General features: G+C 40.4%; 21 protein-coding genes and 1 other annotated feature. Of the genes, 13 read left to right on the top strand and 8 right to left on the bottom strand.

Features of this window, described 5'->3' with window-relative positions; genetic code table 11:
• Positions 1-41: 41 nt before the first annotated feature.
• The 6 genes from BOD01S_RS06700 (at position 42) to BOD01S_RS06675 (ending at position 5,199) form a co-directional block, all read left to right on the top strand.
• Positions 42-809 (top strand): hypothetical protein, encoded by a 768-nt coding sequence (locus tag BOD01S_RS06700; RefSeq protein WP_036158014.1) that lies wholly within the window; start codon positions 42-44, stop codon positions 807-809.
• Positions 810-955: 146 nt separating this feature from the next.
• Positions 956-1,165: a binding site (T-box leader), on the top strand.
• Positions 1,166-1,214: 49 nt separating this feature from the next.
• Entirely contained in the window at positions 1,215-2,600 is a 1,386-nt protein-coding gene (trpE, locus tag BOD01S_RS06695) for an anthranilate synthase component I (protein WP_036158017.1), read from the top strand.
• Positions 2,597-3,166 carry an anthranilate synthase component II gene (locus tag BOD01S_RS06690; RefSeq protein WP_036158020.1) on the top strand — a complete coding sequence of 190 codons (570 nt, stop codon included), beginning with the start codon at positions 2,597-2,599 and terminating at the stop codon, positions 3,164-3,166. The genes trpE and BOD01S_RS06690 overlap by 4 nt, the downstream gene beginning before the upstream one ends.
• Positions 3,167-3,442: 276 nt before the next feature.
• Positions 3,443-3,955 carry an RNA polymerase sigma factor gene (locus BOD01S_RS06685; RefSeq protein WP_036158023.1) on the top strand — a complete coding sequence of 171 codons (513 nt, stop codon included), beginning with the start codon at positions 3,443-3,445 and terminating at the stop codon, positions 3,953-3,955.
• Positions 3,939-4,790, top strand: coding sequence for a hypothetical protein (locus BOD01S_RS06680; RefSeq protein ID WP_036158026.1), 852 nt, complete (start codon positions 3,939-3,941; stop codon positions 4,788-4,790). Before BOD01S_RS06685 ends, BOD01S_RS06680 begins: the two co-directional genes overlap by 17 nt.
• A gap of 22 nt (positions 4,791-4,812) precedes the next feature.
• A complete protein-coding gene (locus BOD01S_RS06675) occupies positions 4,813-5,199 on the top strand; it encodes a carboxymuconolactone decarboxylase family protein (protein ID WP_036158030.1) in 387 nt (128 codons plus the stop codon).
• 218 nt (positions 5,200-5,417) lie between these two features.
• Here the strand turns inward: BOD01S_RS06675 and BOD01S_RS06670 are convergent, their stop codons facing one another.
• The 5 genes from BOD01S_RS06670 to BOD01S_RS06650 all read right to left on the bottom strand — a co-directional run bounded on the left by BOD01S_RS06670 (position 5,418) and on the right by BOD01S_RS06650 (position 8,973).
• Positions 5,418-5,888, bottom strand: coding sequence for a glutathione peroxidase (locus tag BOD01S_RS06670; RefSeq protein ID WP_036158033.1), 471 nt, complete (start codon positions 5,886-5,888; stop codon positions 5,418-5,420).
• On the bottom strand, positions 5,885-6,328 hold the full coding sequence (locus BOD01S_RS06665) for a MarR family winged helix-turn-helix transcriptional regulator (RefSeq protein WP_052124974.1): 444 nt from the start codon (positions 6,326-6,328) through the stop codon (positions 5,885-5,887). Before BOD01S_RS06665 ends, BOD01S_RS06670 begins: the two co-directional genes overlap by 4 nt.
• A gap of 340 nt (positions 6,329-6,668) precedes the next feature.
• A complete protein-coding gene (locus BOD01S_RS06660; RefSeq protein ID WP_036158036.1) occupies positions 6,669-7,865 on the bottom strand; it encodes an MFS transporter in 1,197 nt (398 codons plus the stop codon).
• Between the two features lie 169 nt (positions 7,866-8,034).
• Positions 8,035-8,526: an MltG/YceG/YrrL family protein gene (locus tag BOD01S_RS06655; RefSeq protein WP_036158039.1), complete on the bottom strand. Its 492-nt coding sequence runs from the start codon at positions 8,524-8,526 to the stop codon at positions 8,035-8,037.
• On the bottom strand, positions 8,527-8,973 hold the full coding sequence (locus BOD01S_RS06650; protein WP_036158042.1) for a hypothetical protein: 447 nt from the start codon (positions 8,971-8,973) through the stop codon (positions 8,527-8,529).
• A gap of 157 nt (positions 8,974-9,130) precedes the next feature.
• Here BOD01S_RS06650 and rpmG point away from each other — a divergent pair, with 157 nt between their 5' ends.
• The 4 genes from rpmG to BOD01S_RS06635 all read left to right on the top strand — a co-directional run bounded on the left by rpmG (position 9,131) and on the right by BOD01S_RS06635 (position 12,343).
• A complete protein-coding gene (rpmG, locus tag BOD01S_RS22490; RefSeq protein ID WP_008408521.1) occupies positions 9,131-9,280 on the top strand; it encodes a 50S ribosomal protein L33 in 150 nt (49 codons plus the stop codon).
• A gap of 83 nt (positions 9,281-9,363) precedes the next feature.
• Positions 9,364-9,927 carry a 5-formyltetrahydrofolate cyclo-ligase gene (locus BOD01S_RS06645; protein WP_233153040.1) on the top strand — a complete coding sequence of 188 codons (564 nt, stop codon included), beginning with the start codon at positions 9,364-9,366 and terminating at the stop codon, positions 9,925-9,927.
• A 5-nt stretch (positions 9,928-9,932) separates the two neighbouring features.
• A complete protein-coding gene (locus tag BOD01S_RS06640; protein ID WP_036158048.1) occupies positions 9,933-10,133 on the top strand; it encodes a YqgQ family protein in 201 nt (66 codons plus the stop codon).
• A 305-nt stretch (positions 10,134-10,438) separates the two neighbouring features.
• Positions 10,439-12,343, top strand: coding sequence for an LTA synthase family protein (locus BOD01S_RS06635; protein WP_036158050.1), 1,905 nt, complete (start codon positions 10,439-10,441; stop codon positions 12,341-12,343).
• A 119-nt stretch (positions 12,344-12,462) separates the two neighbouring features.
• Here the strand turns inward: BOD01S_RS06635 and BOD01S_RS06630 are convergent, their stop codons facing one another.
• Positions 12,463-12,645, bottom strand: coding sequence for a DUF2759 domain-containing protein (locus BOD01S_RS06630; protein ID WP_036158054.1), 183 nt, complete (start codon positions 12,643-12,645; stop codon positions 12,463-12,465).
• Between the two features lie 146 nt (positions 12,646-12,791).
• On the opposite strand from BOD01S_RS06630, the gene BOD01S_RS06625 reads away from it, so the two are divergent.
• On the top strand, positions 12,792-13,436 hold the full coding sequence (locus BOD01S_RS06625) for an MBL fold metallo-hydrolase (protein ID WP_036158057.1): 645 nt from the start codon (positions 12,792-12,794) through the stop codon (positions 13,434-13,436).
• Between the two features lie 80 nt (positions 13,437-13,516).
• On the opposite strand, the gene BOD01S_RS06620 is transcribed toward BOD01S_RS06625, so the two are convergent.
• Both BOD01S_RS06620 and BOD01S_RS06615 read right to left on the bottom strand, forming a co-directional pair.
• Positions 13,517-13,759, bottom strand: a complete 243-nt coding sequence (locus BOD01S_RS06620) for a DUF2626 family protein (RefSeq protein WP_036158060.1) — start codon at positions 13,757-13,759, stop codon at positions 13,517-13,519.
• Positions 13,760-13,881: 122 nt separating this feature from the next.
• Positions 13,882-14,574: a helix-turn-helix transcriptional regulator gene (locus tag BOD01S_RS06615; RefSeq protein WP_036158064.1), complete on the bottom strand. Its 693-nt coding sequence runs from the start codon at positions 14,572-14,574 to the stop codon at positions 13,882-13,884.
• 231 nt (positions 14,575-14,805) lie between these two features.
• Here BOD01S_RS06615 and comGA point away from each other — a divergent pair, with 231 nt between their 5' ends.
• Both comGA and comGB read left to right on the top strand, forming a co-directional pair.
• Entirely contained in the window at positions 14,806-15,801 is a 996-nt protein-coding gene (comGA, locus tag BOD01S_RS06610; protein ID WP_036158067.1) for a competence type IV pilus ATPase ComGA, read from the top strand.
• A gap of 4 nt (positions 15,802-15,805) precedes the next feature.
• Positions 15,806-16,855, top strand: a complete 1,050-nt coding sequence (gene comGB / locus BOD01S_RS06605; protein WP_036158070.1) for a competence type IV pilus assembly protein ComGB — start codon at positions 15,806-15,808, stop codon at positions 16,853-16,855.
• Positions 16,856-16,861 lie beyond the last annotated feature (6 nt).

Raw genomic sequence — 16,861 nt, 5'->3', positions numbered from 1 at the left:
TACTAACAAGTACATTTGAAAATAAGGTGTGTGAATAGAAAGTGAAGACATTATTTTATGATGATGTTTTACGTTTTTTATATAGTAGTGAAATGTTTCAACAGCTCACTGAGGAAGCACAGCAATTATTTTTGAATCAATTTGCCCGGGATGAAGAATTTATAAAGTCCATTGCGGTAGCAGTTGATTTTCAAGAACGTCTGGGCAAGCTAGAAGGCTCCGTTCCACTGGTTACTCCTTATGAAGATGATGGTATACGAAATGTACGTGCCATCCAGCGCAAGCTAACTTTAAAGGATAAAGCAGTCACGAAAGGGAATGTGACATATATACCCTTTCATCAAAAAATAGATTTTGCTGCTCCATTAATTGTTGGGTTAGATACTTCCTGTGAAATGGAATTGTACGAAATTCAGGCAAAAGGGTTGATTTTGCCGTTATTGGAGCTTTGTGCTGAACAAAAAAGAGATTGTATTGTAGCAACAATTAATGATCGATGTGTATTCCCGCATGGAGAATTAACTCCAGAAGGAATACAGCGGCTGCAACATATAAAGATGCAGGACGAACAAGATATAGCCCTTCTCTTTAAGCAGGCATTATATTTATTTGATGCCTACCGGTTAAAAGAGGACGCAGAATTTATGCTTATAACAGCAAATACATTTGCTTCTTCTGATATTTCAGAACAGTTGATTGAAGAGTTTGGGATGAGGGGTATTGAGCTGTCAGCTATTGCGCTTGATTCAAAGCGTTTCGAGGAGGCACCTCTTGAATTTTTAAATAAGGTCTTTTTCCCAAACGGCTAGTGGCTGTCAACATAAGGGAACATTTGAACTGTATTTTCTCTACTTCAGAGAAAATACAGTTTTATTATTAGTACAGAATAGGGACAGAAAAAATAAAGACAAAAATTATTTGAATAATGAAAAAATGTGTTTTAAAATAGAGCTAGGTAAAAGCGAAGATGAAAAAATAGTAGTGCTATAAAATGCCTAAGAGAGCCGGTGGTTGGTGGGAAACTGGTGCGGAAGATAGCATGAATGGATTTTCTAGCTGCGAAGAGGAAATGCTTCGACGTCTGTCCCGCGTTATGGGAGTAGAGTGGACTATTTGTTTTTTTGAATAGTCAATGAAGGTGGCACCACGGCTCTCCGTCCTTTTTCACGGAGGGCCTTTTTTTGTGCAAAATGAGCTGAGAGAGGATAGTTGAGATGAGAGTAGAGACGAAAGATTATGCAGTTAGGACAATACAGGGAGATACATTAACCCCTGTGTCGATTTTTAAGGCACTGCAAGGAGCGCACAAAGTTTTATTTGAATCTAATGCGAAATATGAGGAGAGCGGACGGTATTCTTTTATTGCCGTTAATCCTATTGCAGAACTGCAGGGAGGAAAGTCAAGCTGTACATTCCGACTTGGAGAAAAAAAGACAGAACATGCCGTACCGGTAATGGAACAGTTGAAACGCTGTTTACCAATACGTGAAACAGCTTATCCATTTTCTTTCTTCGGAGGGGCGGTTGGTTATTTTGGTTATGAAACAGCCTTCCATTTTGAGAAAATCGGGGAAGTAATAAATGACAGTTATCAAATGCCGGATGTTCATGTATTCTTCTATGATACTTTTATTGTCATTGATCATGTGGAACAGCATGTTACAATAGCGGCTATTGATTTATTTCAGTTAGGCAGGCCTTACGAAGAGCTGGAGAAGGCAGTTGCCCAGCTAGAACAGCAGCTTTATCGTCCGCAGAAGCAAGCTCTAGAAAATCCACCTGCTGTTTCTTTTACTCCTACAATAGAAAAGCAACGATTTATCGACATGATTGAAACAGCAAAGGAACATATCCTTAACGGAGATATTTTCCAAGTAGTTCTTTCCCAGACTTTTGAAACGGAATATAATGGGGATCCGTTTGCCTTGTACCGGAAACTTCGTACAACGAATCCATCGCCGTATATGTTCTATATGGAGTTTGGACAGTATACCATACTTGGCACCTCACCGGAGAGCCTCGTAAAAGTTAAAAAAGGGATTGTAACGACAAATCCCATTGCGGGTACGAAGCCGAGGGGGAAAACCTCCGAAGAGGATGAGGCAATAGCAGCAGCTCTTTTAGCTGATGAAAAAGAAATAGCCGAACATAAGATGCTTGTTGACCTTGGTAGAAATGATGTAGGACGGGTAGCGAAAATTGGTTCTGTTGAAGTATCAAAATATATGGCAATTGAGCGTTATAAGTATGTCATGCATATTGTATCTGAGGTAACAGGCGAGCTTCGTGACGATCGGCATGTCGTTGATGTGCTGGCGGCGAGCTTACCGGCAGGGACGGTTTCAGGCGCACCGAAAATAAGGGCGATGCAAATCATTAACGCTCTTGAACAGAAAAAACGGGGCATTTATGCAGGTGCCATCGGTTATTTGTCTGTATCGGGTGATATGGATATGGCACTTGCCATCCGGACGATGGTTGTGAAGGACAAAAAAGCATATGTGCAGGCAGGTGCAGGCATTGTCCATGATTCAGTGCCGGAGTCAGAATATGTAGAAACACTCAACAAAGCACGGGCTTTGCTGGAGGTGTCACAATGATACTGATAATTGATAATTACGATTCCTTTACCTATAACCTATATCATCAAATTGCATTACAAGGACCGGAAGTAAAGATCGTTCGAAATGATGAAATAACAATTGAGGAAATCCGTTATATACAGCCAAAAGCGATTGTACTATCGCCAGGGCCGGGTACACCGAGTGAGGCTGGAATGACCGTCCAAATTATTAAAGAGCTGTATCGGGAGTACCCAATTTTAGGCATCTGTCTTGGACACCAAGCAATTGGGGAAGCTTTTGGCGGTAATATCGTCCGGGCAAAGACGATTATGCACGGCAAGACAAGCAGGCTAACATATGAAAAACGGGGATTATTTAAAAATCTTGAAAAAGAAGTGGAAGTGATGCGGTACCATTCATTAATTATCGACTCTGCTACATTGCACCCGGATTTTGAAATAACAGCAACATCCTCTGATGATGGGGAAGTCATGGCGATCCAGCATAAAACATATCCGGTTTTTGGTCTGCAATTCCATCCCGAATCGATCGGTACTGATACAGGAAAGCAGATGGTAGCGGCATTCCTGCAATATGTATAAGAAACATGGAGAGGAAGAAACGTTAGTAAACAAGTTTCATCAGAATATGCGGCTCATTCGACCGCTTATCAAAGACATGTAAAGTTTTATATTATAAGAGGGGGAGGTATACGTAATTTTTGCGTAGACCTCTTTTTTATATGTTGCATGATAGGCTGTTATACTGATAGGGCAAGAAAAACTTAAGTTACAGCAGGAAAGCGGAAAAATTTTTTTAAAAAATGAGTCCATGCTGCCACTTTTTCCGTCTGTAGGGTAAGAAAGGAGGCACCCAATTTGGAAATCGAACAGCTGATTCATACATATGGCGATTATTTGTACCATATCGCTTTCATTTATACAAAGGACGAACGCGCTGCAGAAGAGGTAGTACAGGATGTATTTTTTAAATTTCATCAAACGAGCCACCGTTTTGACGGACGTTCTTCTATAAAAACATATTTGACCAAAATGACTGTAAACCGGAGCTATGACTATCTTCGCAGCTGGAAGCAGCGGACATTTTCCTTATTAGAACAATTGACCGGAACGAGTACGGGGGCAGACCACCGTGTGCTGCAAAAAGAAGAGCGGGGCGAGATTACAAATGCAGTTTTAAAGCTTCCTGTTAAATATCGTGAAGTGCTGCTTCTTTATTATTATGAGGACTTGCAGGTGAAGGAAGTAGCGGAGTTCCTTCAAGTGCCTGTTTCTACCGTAAAAACCCGGCTCCAACGGGCAAGGGAAAAGCTAAAACAACTATTACCGGAACAGCAATGGGAGGTGTTGGCAAGTGACGATGCACGATGATTGGAAACGAGAATTAGAGCAGCTTCATCTAACAGAAATCCAAAAAGAGCGGATGATCGTTCATGTAAAATCAGGAAAGAAAAAGAAGAAATCCTATGTAGGAGTTGTTCTTCCTGCCTTTATTGTTTTAGCTTTATTTTCAATCCTGCTGGCCGTTCAGCCTAGCAAGATGGTTCAGCAGACGGCGTCTCCAATAGAAACGGCAAAAGAGGCAGGTTCAGTAGAAGAAATCATTTGGCTGACCCTTACATTGATTCTTATGATGTCAGCCTATTCACTAGCTGTTGCTTCACTGCTCAAAGTAAAGCGCTGGCAGAATTCGGCGTTCGTTCACCGGCTGATTGGATTTTTAAAATCTTATCGGATTATTTGGATGATCATAAGTCTGCTTGGCATTGGTTTTGCTATCGTAATGATTGCCTCCAGTTTGAAAAGCTCGTCAGCATTTTTGCAATCTCTCTTTGTTATTTTCTTATTCGCCAATACATCATTTATCCAAATTTTGCTCACGAAAAATGAGCAGCGTGCGCATTGTCCGCACTGCGAGGCAGAACTAACAAATAAGGAAATGTTGAAAAAAAGCTTCATGATTTATGATGCGAAATGTAATATTTGCAAAAAGAAAATGTACTTTGACAGAAAGAAAAATCAAAGCACATATCTTATTCAAACTCTCGGTATGCCGTTCTGTCTGCTTATGCCAAGTGTAGATATACCGTTTTACGTAATGGGTGTTTATTTTATCCTCTATATCGCCTTTACATTTGGCTATCTCCTCCCTTACACTGTACGGTTTTCAACCCAAAGTGAGGAACAGCAGCCACCACTATGGTAAAATTTAAAGGGGAGGGATAAAGATGGATCGTTTTAAAAAAGGCCTGGAAACAATGAAAGATTATGTGGCAGATGATACCCTGAAAAAGATGGTAGAATCGGATGCTTTGGCAGACATTGCTCCGGATCTGCGTAAAATGATTATTGAATTTGCCTACGGGGATATTTACTCAAGAGAAGGGCTGGGCAAGAAGAAGCGTGCTTTGGTTGTGATTACAGCGGTGGTAACACAGGGGGCTGCACCTCAGACGAAAACGCATATTACACGCGGTCTGCATGCCGGCCTCACGCCGAAGGAAATTGTGGAGGCGCTGCTGCAGCTTGTACCGTATATCGGTTTTCCACGCGTGCAAAATGCCTTGACTATCGCGCAGGAAATTTTTCGAGAACAGAAGCTATCGGTAAAATAGAATACGGAACAGGAATTTATTAAAAAGAGAGTGCATATTGGATAGATTATATGCACTCCTTTTTACATTGCCTGATCTATAATCATCACGGTACTAACAAAGGGTAAAATAATAAACATAGACATGTTCGATACAGAATGTACATATATAAATTCATTAAAAAAGACTGCCGACAGACCAAAAAATCACTTTTGAGTCTGCCGACAGTTTGCTCTGTTTTATAAATACTTTTCAATTTCCTTTTCGAATTTCGCTGGTTTATCTGTTGGACCGAAGCGTTTCACAATATTTCCTTCTTTATCCACCAGAAATTTTGTAAAGTTCCATTTGACGCTTTTTCCAAGCAAGCCTTTTGTCTCTTCTGTCACTAATTTGAATAAAGGATGGGCATCTTCACCATTTACTTTTACGATTTCATGCATCGGAAACGTAACACCGTAGGAAAGACGGCATGCTTGCGAAGCTTGATCGGCAGTCCCGACTTCCTGTTTAAACTGATTGGATGGAAACCCTAGGACAACAAAGTCACGTTTCGCATACTTTTGATAAAGCCTCTCCAAATCTTCGAATTGACCTACAAGTCCGCATTTTGTCGCTGTATTAACGATTAGCATGGTCTTTCCTTTATAGCGGTCGAGTGTGTATGTCTCTCCTGAATCCGCTGTTACCTTTATGTCGTAAATGTTCATACTGTTTCCTCCTTATTCATCATTTCTAAAAATTCATTCAGTTGTTGTAAACGTTCTTTTAATATCGGTCCCTCGGTAGGGAGGTAGTCGAAGCAGAAAAGCTTTTCGACGATTGCCTGTTCAATGGCGGGCTGCAATTTTTTCACCGCCTCGGTAAGAGAAAAATAGGAAGCACGTTTATCTTTTTTAGACGGCTCCTTTTTTAGCAGGCCTTTTTCCACCAACTTTTGCAGTACTGGGTTCAATGTTCCTATCCCAAGCCCTAATCTATCACATAGAGAGGACGTTGTTTGATTGTCTTCATCACCCAATGCTAAAATTACAAGGTATTGTGGATAGGTCAAACCGAATGGCTGCAATGTTTTCGCATAAAGTTTGGTAAATTGGTTTGCTGCTTTATACACTTCAAAGCAAAGTTGCTGCTCCAATTTTTGCATCATGCTTTCTCACCTCAATTTATATCGTATACGATATAAATTTGTTTGTAAAATAATTCAGTCTGTTAACCAGCAATATTTCTTCGAAGCCTATAAAAAAATTTTGCATAATTAACTATACCCGGCCACAGTAGCAATACATAAAGAACTCAGCGTTGGTAAATGTACAGCAAACAGTATACTTTACGGTATACGGGAGCGGCGCTGGTAGGTCTAGTTGAAACAAATAATAAAAAATAGAGCTGTCCATGACACTGGACGGCTCTATTTTTCTAATTGAATATAACTTCTTCCCTTAAAACTTTATCCGGCTGTAAGAACGATCATTAACAGAGGGTATGACTTACTTATTATTATCCTTTTTTGATATAAGCGTATAGCTGAGAGCTAAAGCTAGTGCGACGAGCAGCATAATAGAAATAAAGACGATAATGCCGTTCCATCCGTAGTAATGCCAGAAGAAGCCTCCGGTTGTGCCGCCTATGCTAGATCCGAAATAATAAGCAAAAAGATAAAGGGAAGATGCCTGTGCCTTGTCCCTTTTCGCGCGAAAGCTAACCCCTCCGCTGGCAATCGAATGGGCTCCGAAAAAGCCAAACGTAAAAATAGTTATACCGATAATTTTAATAACCAGATTTATAGGGATTGTCAGCAAGGCACCCGAGAACATAATCAGAATCCCGATAAAAAGGACACGCTGTCTTCCGAAACGATCGGAAAGGCTGCCGAACCATGCCGAACTGAAAGTACCAACGAGGTAAACGATAAAAATCCAGCCAACGATACTGGCGCTGAGGGAATAAGGCTCGTTGAGTAATTTATAGCTTATGTAATTGAAAAGTGTCACAAAGCTGCCCATTAACACAAAAGCTATACCAAACAAGCTGACAAGACCCGGATCTTTAAGGTGATGGAGTAATGTTTTTGTAAGCATCGGGAAATTCAGCGGGCGGGCTTTGAAATTTCTTGAAGGAGGCAGCGCCCATATAAAATAAAGACTAATAAGGATACTTAATATACCAAGTAAAATGATGCCGATCCGCCAAGTGAACAAATCTGTCATTGTTCCCATGAAAATTCGCCCAACGAGACCACCAACAGAGTTTCCGCTAATATATAGCCCCATTGCTGCTCCCAAACTAGAAGGCCCCATCTCTTCCCCAAGGTAGGCCATCGCAATTGCGGGCACACCAGCTAATACGAAACCTTGGATAGCACGTAAAATAAGCAGGGATTCAAAAGAAGGACTGCACGCCAATACAAGGGTTAGGATTGCCGAAGCAATAACGGATACTATCATAATGTTTTTACGTCCCCAAGCTTCTGATAGGGAACCAAATAAAATAAGGCTAAAAGCTAATACAACAGTAGCAACTGACAACGATAAACTTGCGGTAGCAGGTGAAATACCGAATTCCTCGGAAAATACAGGCAGTAATGGCTGTGTGATGTAGAGATTAGCAAACGTACATAATCCGGCAGCAAAAAGCGCCAAGTTTGCTTTAGTGAAATCCTTTGTTCCTTTCTTGATATGCATGATCGATTTCTTCTTTCTATAGTAAGTATCGTCACTATTGTTATATTATAATATTATTTGACGATTCAGTGAACAAAAAAGAACGTTCGATTTTTAAAACGAATATGTGTGCATGCAGCTGTATCAGAGTTGATGATACAGCGAAAGGCTGGACTGCTGTGAACAGCTGTCTTTAGTCTGGTTTCTTTCCGGTTAACGTCTTGGCCATTTCTTCCAGCGTCATCGTAGAAGAAAGCTCAAACTGTCCTTTTTGGATGGAGCGGGAATAATCGGGCTTTGATAAAAACAGCTCCAATTCCCGGCCGTTCGCGATAATCCCCGCATCCTCAGCCTGTTTACCGATATCGTATAGCGAAACACCTTCATAAATATAAATCGTACCAGAAATGGCTGTAGGCTCTGCTGTTTCCGGCTTATTTGCAGAAGGTTCCTGTTCGGCTGCCTTTTCGCTTTCATTTTGAGCAGTTGCTGACGGGGTAGAGGCTGCTTTCAATGATGCAATTTCTTTGTTAGCATCTGCAAGCTGCTGTTGAAGCGCTGAGATTTCTTTTTCATTTATTGCATTTGATTCCTGGGAAAGAGGGCTGTCCATCAAGTCCAGCACTGTCAAGGCAGCACCTGCTAAAAACAGACCTATGCCTATGCCACGCAGTAGTTTCTTCATTTATATGCCCCCATTTGATAAGATCGATCGCACTTGGTCAGGGGTTAGCGTGGATAGCTTGCTGATTTCTTCAATTGACAGCCCCTGTTTATCTAACTCAATGACCTGACTAACTAAAATGCTATGTATAGGTTTTGTATTGCCGCTTGCTTGTTGTCCTTGCGATGCAGAAGGATGTGTATTTTTCATTTGTGATGCCACTTGCTGAAATGTTTCCATCGGTGTTTTCTTTGGAGCGGGTTTTGGAGATTGAACTTTGAAATTAGGTTCAAGCAATAGTTCTTCCTCCACAATTTTTAAACGGCGCTTAATACCGTTTGTTTCCTGATAAATGCCAATTGATAGTTCCTCAACTTCTTTTTCGATGTGTTTTGTGCGGTCTTGTAAGAAAAAAGAAATGATGATGAGTACTATCCCGACACCCATAAGGATGAGCGATAAATCCATTTTTACTTACCTCCTATTCTCTGCAATGAATGTTTTCATTATATCAAAAGATATTATGAATTGATGCTAGATTTTTTTTTAGATTATGTTATAATGGGTTAGTCGTATAAATCATGCTCAATTTATTTATTCTTGATTTAGAGTGGGAGGGTTAATGATGCGCGTAAATATTACTTTAGCTTGCACTGACTGCGGCGAACGTAACTACATTTCTAAAAAGAACAAGCGTAACAATCCAGAGCGTCTTGAACTTAAAAAATATTGCTCTCGCGAGAAGAAATACACTCTTCACCGTGAAACAAAGTAATCGCTCAATTAGCCAAAGCCCGCTGTGGTTTTGGCTTTTTACTTCTTAGGGGAAAGGTTGCGGAACAGGTGGATAAAAAGGAAATGCGGAACATGGTCAGACGCCGCTTGATGGAAATGGACCATGAAACATATCTTTTAAGGTCTGGCCATATACAAAATAAATTAATGCAAGAACCTTCTGTTAAAGAAGGGGAAACGATTGCTGTGACGATGTCAAGATTTCCTGAAGTGGAGACACGCCGTATAATAGAAGCCTTTTGGAAAATGGGAAAAATGGTCTGCATTCCTAAATGCGACCCGGCTACAAAGGAAATGTCCTTTTATCATATTTCTGATTTTAGTCAGCTTGAAAAGGTATATATGGATATTGAAGAGCCGATCATCGAACGGACAGAACAGATATCGAAGGAACATATTGATACAATTATCGTACCAGGAGTCGTTTTTAATAATGCAGGATATCGGATAGGCTTCGGTGGGGGATATTACGACCGCTATTTACAACAGTTTGCAGGCGCCACGATTTCGTTAGCCTTCGACGAGCAGGTGAAGGATGGTATTCCTACCGCGGCACATGATATACCTGTAGATATTATCTTGACAGACAAAAAACGTATCCACGCATGTAGAATTCGGGAGGATTAGGGCATATGAAGACGATGATTGACATTTACGATCTTCTTAAACGGTTTGGTATTTATATTTATACAGGTGACCGGCTTGGGGATTTAAAATTAATAGAAGATGAAGTAAAGGAACTATATAAAACCCGTCTGCTAGAGAGTAATGATTACCAGACGGCTATGTTAATAATTAGGCAAGAAGAACGACGAGTAAAAACAGGAAAATAATATTGAATTGTAGTATAATAATGGAAGCGTTTTGGGAGAGCTTTTGTGTTTATGCGTATTTGTGCGGACGATAAATCGAGGGACAAAGGCATCTCTAAAGCATAAAAAACCTTACCCGCTATTATTATGAAACTTTACAGGAAGAAAAAACGTATGCATTTATGGAGAGAATGGGATCCCATTCTCTTTAAAGTATTTTTGTAATTTTTAGTAAAAAGAGCGGGGAGTAAGGGAATAGGGATTAACAAATTCATTGTTTTAATCCAATTAAAAACAATTTTTAAAAACTGGAGAGGATGTTTTGGATGAACTCATTTAAATGGCCTAAACATTCGATATTGACTTTTGCTATTGTAGCAGCATGGATCAAAACGGTAGTTGTATACTTGACGAGCTTTGAGATGGGTATTGAAAATGCAATGCAATATTTTATTTTAATCATAAACCCGTTGAGCTTCTTGCTATTCATTTATGGCATTTCACTGTTCTTTAAGACTGCAAAAGTAAGAAATCGATATATCGTCGGTACGAGTATTATTTTGTCCATCGTGCTGTATGGCAATGTGGCCTTTTACAGATTCTACAACGATTTTATAACACTCCCCGTACTGTTCCAGACAAGTAACTTTGGAGATCTGGGGACTTCAGCGGCAGCCATTATTAATTGGTATGATATTTTCTATTTTGTAGATGTTATTTTGCTTGTTTTACTCATGAAATTTATGCCTGCCGTAAACGAGCAGACTATTGTGCGCAAAGAGGTGCGCCGTGCTTACTTTGTCACGTCGGTGGCTGTATTATTCCTGAATCTCGGTCTTTCGGAAACTGAGCGCCCCCAATTATTAACACGCAGCTTTGACCGTGAACTGCTTGTAAAAAACATCGGAACGTACAATTATCATTTATATGATATTTACGTCCAATCCAAATCTTCTGCACAACGGGCGCTTGCAGACGGCAGCGAGCTTGTGGAAGTTAATAACTATGTGCGGGCAAATCAAGCGTCCCCGAATAAGGAGATGTTCGGTAAATACGCGGGTCGTAACGTCATTCTGGTATCGATGGAGTCGCTGCAAAGCTTTGTTATCAATAATGAAATGAATGGGGAGGTAGTTACACCATTCTTGAATTCATTGACGAAAGATCCTGATACGTATTACTTCAGTGATTTCTATCACCAAACGGGTCTCGGGAAAACATCAGATTCTGAATTTATCGTGGAGAATTCCTTGTTTGGTTTAGGCCGCGGGGCTGTATTCTTTACACACGGGGAAAATACGTACAACTCGATGTCAGAAACTTTAGGGGAAAACGGCTACCATACGAGCGTTATGCACCCGAATAATAAATCGTTCTGGAATCGTGACCGTATTTACCAATCATTTAATATCGAAAAATTTTATGACATTGACTCCTATACAGTAAATGAAGGGGAAGAAGTAAACTGGGGAATGAAGGATATTCCATTCTTCAACCAATCAGCCGATTTAATGAAAGATATTCCCCAGCCGTTCTATACACGTATGATAACATTGACAAACCACTATCCATTCTATCTAGATGAGGAAGATAAGTACATCAATGAGTATACGTCAAATTCAGGAACTTTGAACCGTTACTTCCAGACGGTACGCTATATGGATGAAGCGCTTAAATTGTTCTTTGAAGATTTAAAAGAGCAAGGTCTGTATGATAATTCTATTATTGTATTATATGGTGATCATTATGGTATTTCTGAAAACCATAATAAAGCGATGGCTATGTATTTAGAAAAAGAACACATTACACCATACGACAGTGCATTGCTTCAATCGGTACCACTATTTATCCATATCCCTGGATCAAAGGACGGGCGGGAAATAACGGAAACTGCTGGACAGATCGATTTGCGTCCGACAATTCTACACCTGCTAGGTATTGATACATCAAAAGATATGCAGCTTGGAGCAGACCTGTTCTCTGAGGAACATGATGGGTTTGTCATTTTCCGCGACGGCCGCTTTATAACAGATGAGCTTCTTTATACAGATGAGGTTTGTTATGACCGGGAGACAGGAGAGGAAACATCTATTGATGCCTGTCAGCCTTATATTGACCGTGCGACGATTGAATTGGAGCATTCCGATAAAATTATTAATGGAGACTTGCTGCGGTTCTATGATCAAAAAACAGGAAACTTAACTGCTGGAGCCGGAAAATCCGGAAAATAATGAAAAGGGCTGCCCGGCTACGGGTCAGCCCTTTTTCAGTTCGATTCTATTTTCTGCTTAGGGAGGCAAAACAAAAAGACGGCCCGGCATCTGCCAAGGTCGTCTTTTTGTGTTAGCTATTAGTGGTGTACCGGTGGGTAACCAGAGTTTAGCACTGTCATTACTACAAACCATCCGAAGATAGCTGCAGCAGCGACATTAAATACTACAGAAAGAAGATTCTTTTCTTTGATTGCTTGGAATGTGCCGACCACAGATAAAATAGCTATAAGTCCGAAAATGATCATTAAAATCCAACTCATGATATAGACACTCCTTTCGACATAAGAATGTCGTAAACAATATTCCTTCTATATTGTATAGCTTATTCAGAAATTTGTCGAGCGGAAAAAATGACGTTTGTTTGAACATCTCTTCCTGTATAATAAGAGAGAGGTGATATGAGAAGATGTTAAATATCAGAATATACAGTCTTGGACCCGTTCAAACAAATTGCTATATCATAAGCAATAAAAAGAAAGAGTGCCTGATTTTTGATCCAGGAGAAGAAGGAGCACGGCTTGTAAAAGAAATCCGTTCCCAGGGTATGAAGCCGCTTGCTATTTTTTTAACCCACGCGCATTTTGATCATATCGGTGCTGTCGACATTTTGCGAGAGACATTTAATATCCCCCTTTACATTCATGCAAAGGAAGTTGATTGGCTTTCAGACCCATTGAAGAACGGTTCAGGAAAGTATGCGGAACTTCCGGATTATACTGTAAAGGCACCACTTGATGAGCATATTATTCGTAAGGAGCAAACGTTTGAGATAGGGGAGTTCGTTTTTAAAGCGATTTTTACACCCGGACATTCACCGGGCAGTGTAACGTACGTATTTGAAAAGGATGGTTTTGCCATTGTAGGGGATACATTATTTGAGCGGAGCATCGGCCGTACAGACTTGGTCGGAGGAAATATGAAGGAACTGCTTCAATCTATTCATAATAAGCTGCTTATATTGCCTGAGGATACAATTATTTATCCGGGACATGGGAGCTACACAACGCCGGCAGCTGAAATGGAAAATAATCCATTTTTAAATGGGTTTTAACCTAGCGGCTGACTGATTTGGAAACAAGGGTATAAAAGAAGCGTATCGCTTACGCGATACGCTTATTATAATGGACGGGATTAATGGCCGCCGCCGGGTACGTGCATGAAAGTTGTATAATAAGTAAATCCTGCGAAGAAGATAGTTAAATACGCACCGAAAATGTACATGTACATACGTTCTGAAAGGTTTAGGAAGCCTAATAATAAGAATAAACCTGTATTACCTACGAATAATAGCGAAACCTCGGGCATGTGACCAAGATAGAACATAACGGCGAAGACACCTGTCCAGAAAGCCATAACTTTATACATATTGCTCATGAAAATTCCCCTCCTTTTGCGAGTGAATACAATAGTCTCCCGTATATTATAAATGATGTTTATATATAATGTAAACTGCAACTTAAGTGAACTTTGTGACAATCAGGTAAAATTTCCAAGCGCTATTTTACATGGATTTCATAATGACAGCTTTCACACTCATGCAGCATGTTACCTGTTTGAATTAATTCATGTTCTTCAACAAAAAGGGCATCAGTTTGACCGCGAAGGTAGGCTTCGTGCAAAGCGCAAACCATTTTCGAGTGGGTAGAGAGCTGAGCATGGAAAGGACAGTTGTAAATAGTATAGTGAATAATTGTTTTTTCCTGCCGTTTTTCAAGAGAAGGAACGTAGCCGATTAATGCAGCATGTTCTGTTAGGATTGCCACTTTTTCTTCAAAACTATTCGTTCTTTTTACATTAACGGTTTTTTCTTTCATTTCTTTGTAGCCCTGATTGTAGGCAATTTCTTTTCCTTTATTTACTGCTTCTTTCCCTAGGCTGTCTGTTAACTCCAATAATATATGTAATAGCATTGATTCCTCACGCTTAGGGAATGTTAATGCAACCCCTTCCTTCGTCGCACGGTACACACGCCCTGGACGGCCGCCTTTCCCTGTTTTAATAAACTCAGCAGAAATGACGTTAATTTCCGATAGCTTTGTTAAATGGAGTCTAGCAACGTTAGGGTGGATATGAAATTGATCAGCTATTTCCTGTACTGTGAATGATTGTTTATGTTGCAGCATGAATTCATAGATATGATACCTTGTTTCATCGGCTAATGTTCCTGTTATTTTTAATGGATGCAGCACAGTATTTCACCTCTTTCTCTTATATAGTATATGCTAAATCAATAGTGAAGCCTATCAATTTGGCGTTTGAATAAAAGCATCCCCTCAATACATACGAAATGTCATCAAAAATGTTCCGATGGTAGCCAAAATTAAATTTTCGCACTTATTGTTCCATTTCAAGAGTCCACTCATTATAATGAGGCCATAGATAGCGATATGCCCATTACTTATACGAAAGAGGTGTATAAAATGGAGCATGAAACAGTTATTGCGTCACAAAGCGAACAGCTGCTGCTAAAAGCTTGCCACTTCGGTGCTTCCGATCTTCATCTGATCCCTAAAAAAGGCCATTATTCGATTTTGCTTCGCAAATTCGGCAGGCTTGTTGAAACAGGGACTTTGCCAGATGAAATGGCCGTCCGCATCATTTCCTACCTTAAGTATTTATCCTCCCTTGATATTAGTGAGAAGCGTAAACCACAAAGCGGTGCCTTTCAAAAAGAAATTGAGGAACACCTTTATGCATTCCGGATATCCACGTTGCCCTCTGTATTTGCCAAGGAAAGCATGGTAGTGCGTGTGCTGCGTCAACATTATGCCTATCCAATCGCCTCCCTCTGCTATGATCCTCAGCATGCCGAAAGCTTATCCCAGCTTGTCCATCAACGTCAGGGTCTTTTATTGCTATCAGGAGCAACCGGCTCGGGCAAGACGACTACTCTTTATTCACTCATTCAATATTGCCGGACGGCGCTTTCTCGTCATGTAATCTCGTTAGAGGATCCTGTGGAGAGCAGCCAAGAGGATTTACTGCAAATTCAAGTCAACGAACGGGCAGGTGTTACATATGCCGCAGGACTGAAGGCTATTCTCAGACATTCACCCGATGTCATTATGATCGGAGAAATCCGGGACAGGGAAACAGCCAAGATTGCATTGGAAGCCTCACTTACGGGTCACCTCGTGTTAACCACTATTCATGCCAAGGATACTGTAAATTGTCTTTACCGCTTACTTGATTTAGGGATCTCATTTGATGAAATGAGACAGGCGTTGGTAGGAATTGCGGCACAGACACTTATAGAATTAGAGGAACAGGAAGAAAGAAAAGCGATCTTTGAAATATTAAGTGATGAACCTTTGTCTGAGGCAGTATGTCAAGCAATGAATGGGAACTATTATAAAATGCAGACGGGAACGACATTAGCCGGCCAAATCCAACATATAAAGGGGAGCTGGAGGTGATGATGTGGCTTTTTTGTCCTTATTTCCAAAAAGAAAAATGCGTATTGTCCAATTGCCGCAATTGCTTTTTCGGACAAGCACACTCCTTGACGAAGGATACACCTTTGCTGAATGTATTGAAATGCTTGTTCCCTATCATATAAAAAATGCCCCTCAATGGGAAAGTGTATTAGATAGGGCATTCAAAGACGGTGCAGGGCCGAGTGTTATTTTTAGTTTAATGGGCATGAAAAAACAGCATTTATTATCACTGGAGTTAGCTGAGATGACAGGCAGTCTTTCCAAAACTTTGTATACCGTCGGAGAGCAAATTCGCTTCTCTGAAGAGACGAGAAACCGGATGGTAAAGCTGCTTGTCTACCCAATATTCCTGTTTATTTTGATTGTAGGGCTATTTATTGCCTTTAGAATAAAGTTCTTGCCAAATATCCAAGCGATGCTTTTGACAAGAACAGGATACAGTGAATCATCGAGCATTCAATGGTCGAAGTTTTTTCTGCATATGCCTGATTATATTATTATGCTGGCATTAGGAATGGGAGGATTATTAACAGCAGGCTCTATTTATATAAGCCGTAAAAGAGTTGATTTGCAGTTGGCCATTTTTTTAAAAGTGCCATTTATCCGGTATTACTGGCGCTTGTTAATTACAAGGCAGTTTTCAAGAACGCTTGGAGAGCTGCTGTTAACAGGTTTTTCCCTCCAGGCAGCGTTAGAGCATATGGCACAGCAGCCCCATCAAAAGCAGATTGCTTATATTTCAGCGTTTGTTCGTCAGCGCATTGTCTACGGTGATTCTTTAGCGCAGGCAGCAGTCATAACCGGCTTTTTTTATCCAAGGTTCGAGCAGTTTATCACCCATGGGGAATTAAGCGGGTTACTTGGAAGAGAAATGATTTTGTACGCCGAACTTTTGGAGAGTAAGCTGCAGAACGGTATTAAAGTTATATCTAAAATGATTCAGCCATTATTATTTATCATCATTGCACTTTGTATTGTGGCCGCATATTTAAGTATACTGCTGCCTATGTATAATATGCTCGATGTCATCTAGGAGGGG

The organism is Lysinibacillus odysseyi 34hs-1 = NBRC 100172, from assembly GCF_001591965.1.
Taxonomy (GTDB): Bacteria; Bacillota; Bacilli; order Bacillales_A; family Planococcaceae; genus Lysinibacillus_B; species Lysinibacillus_B odysseyi.
The sequence above is the reverse complement of the archived record's forward strand: the minus strand, read 5'-3'. Positions and strand labels throughout refer to the sequence as shown.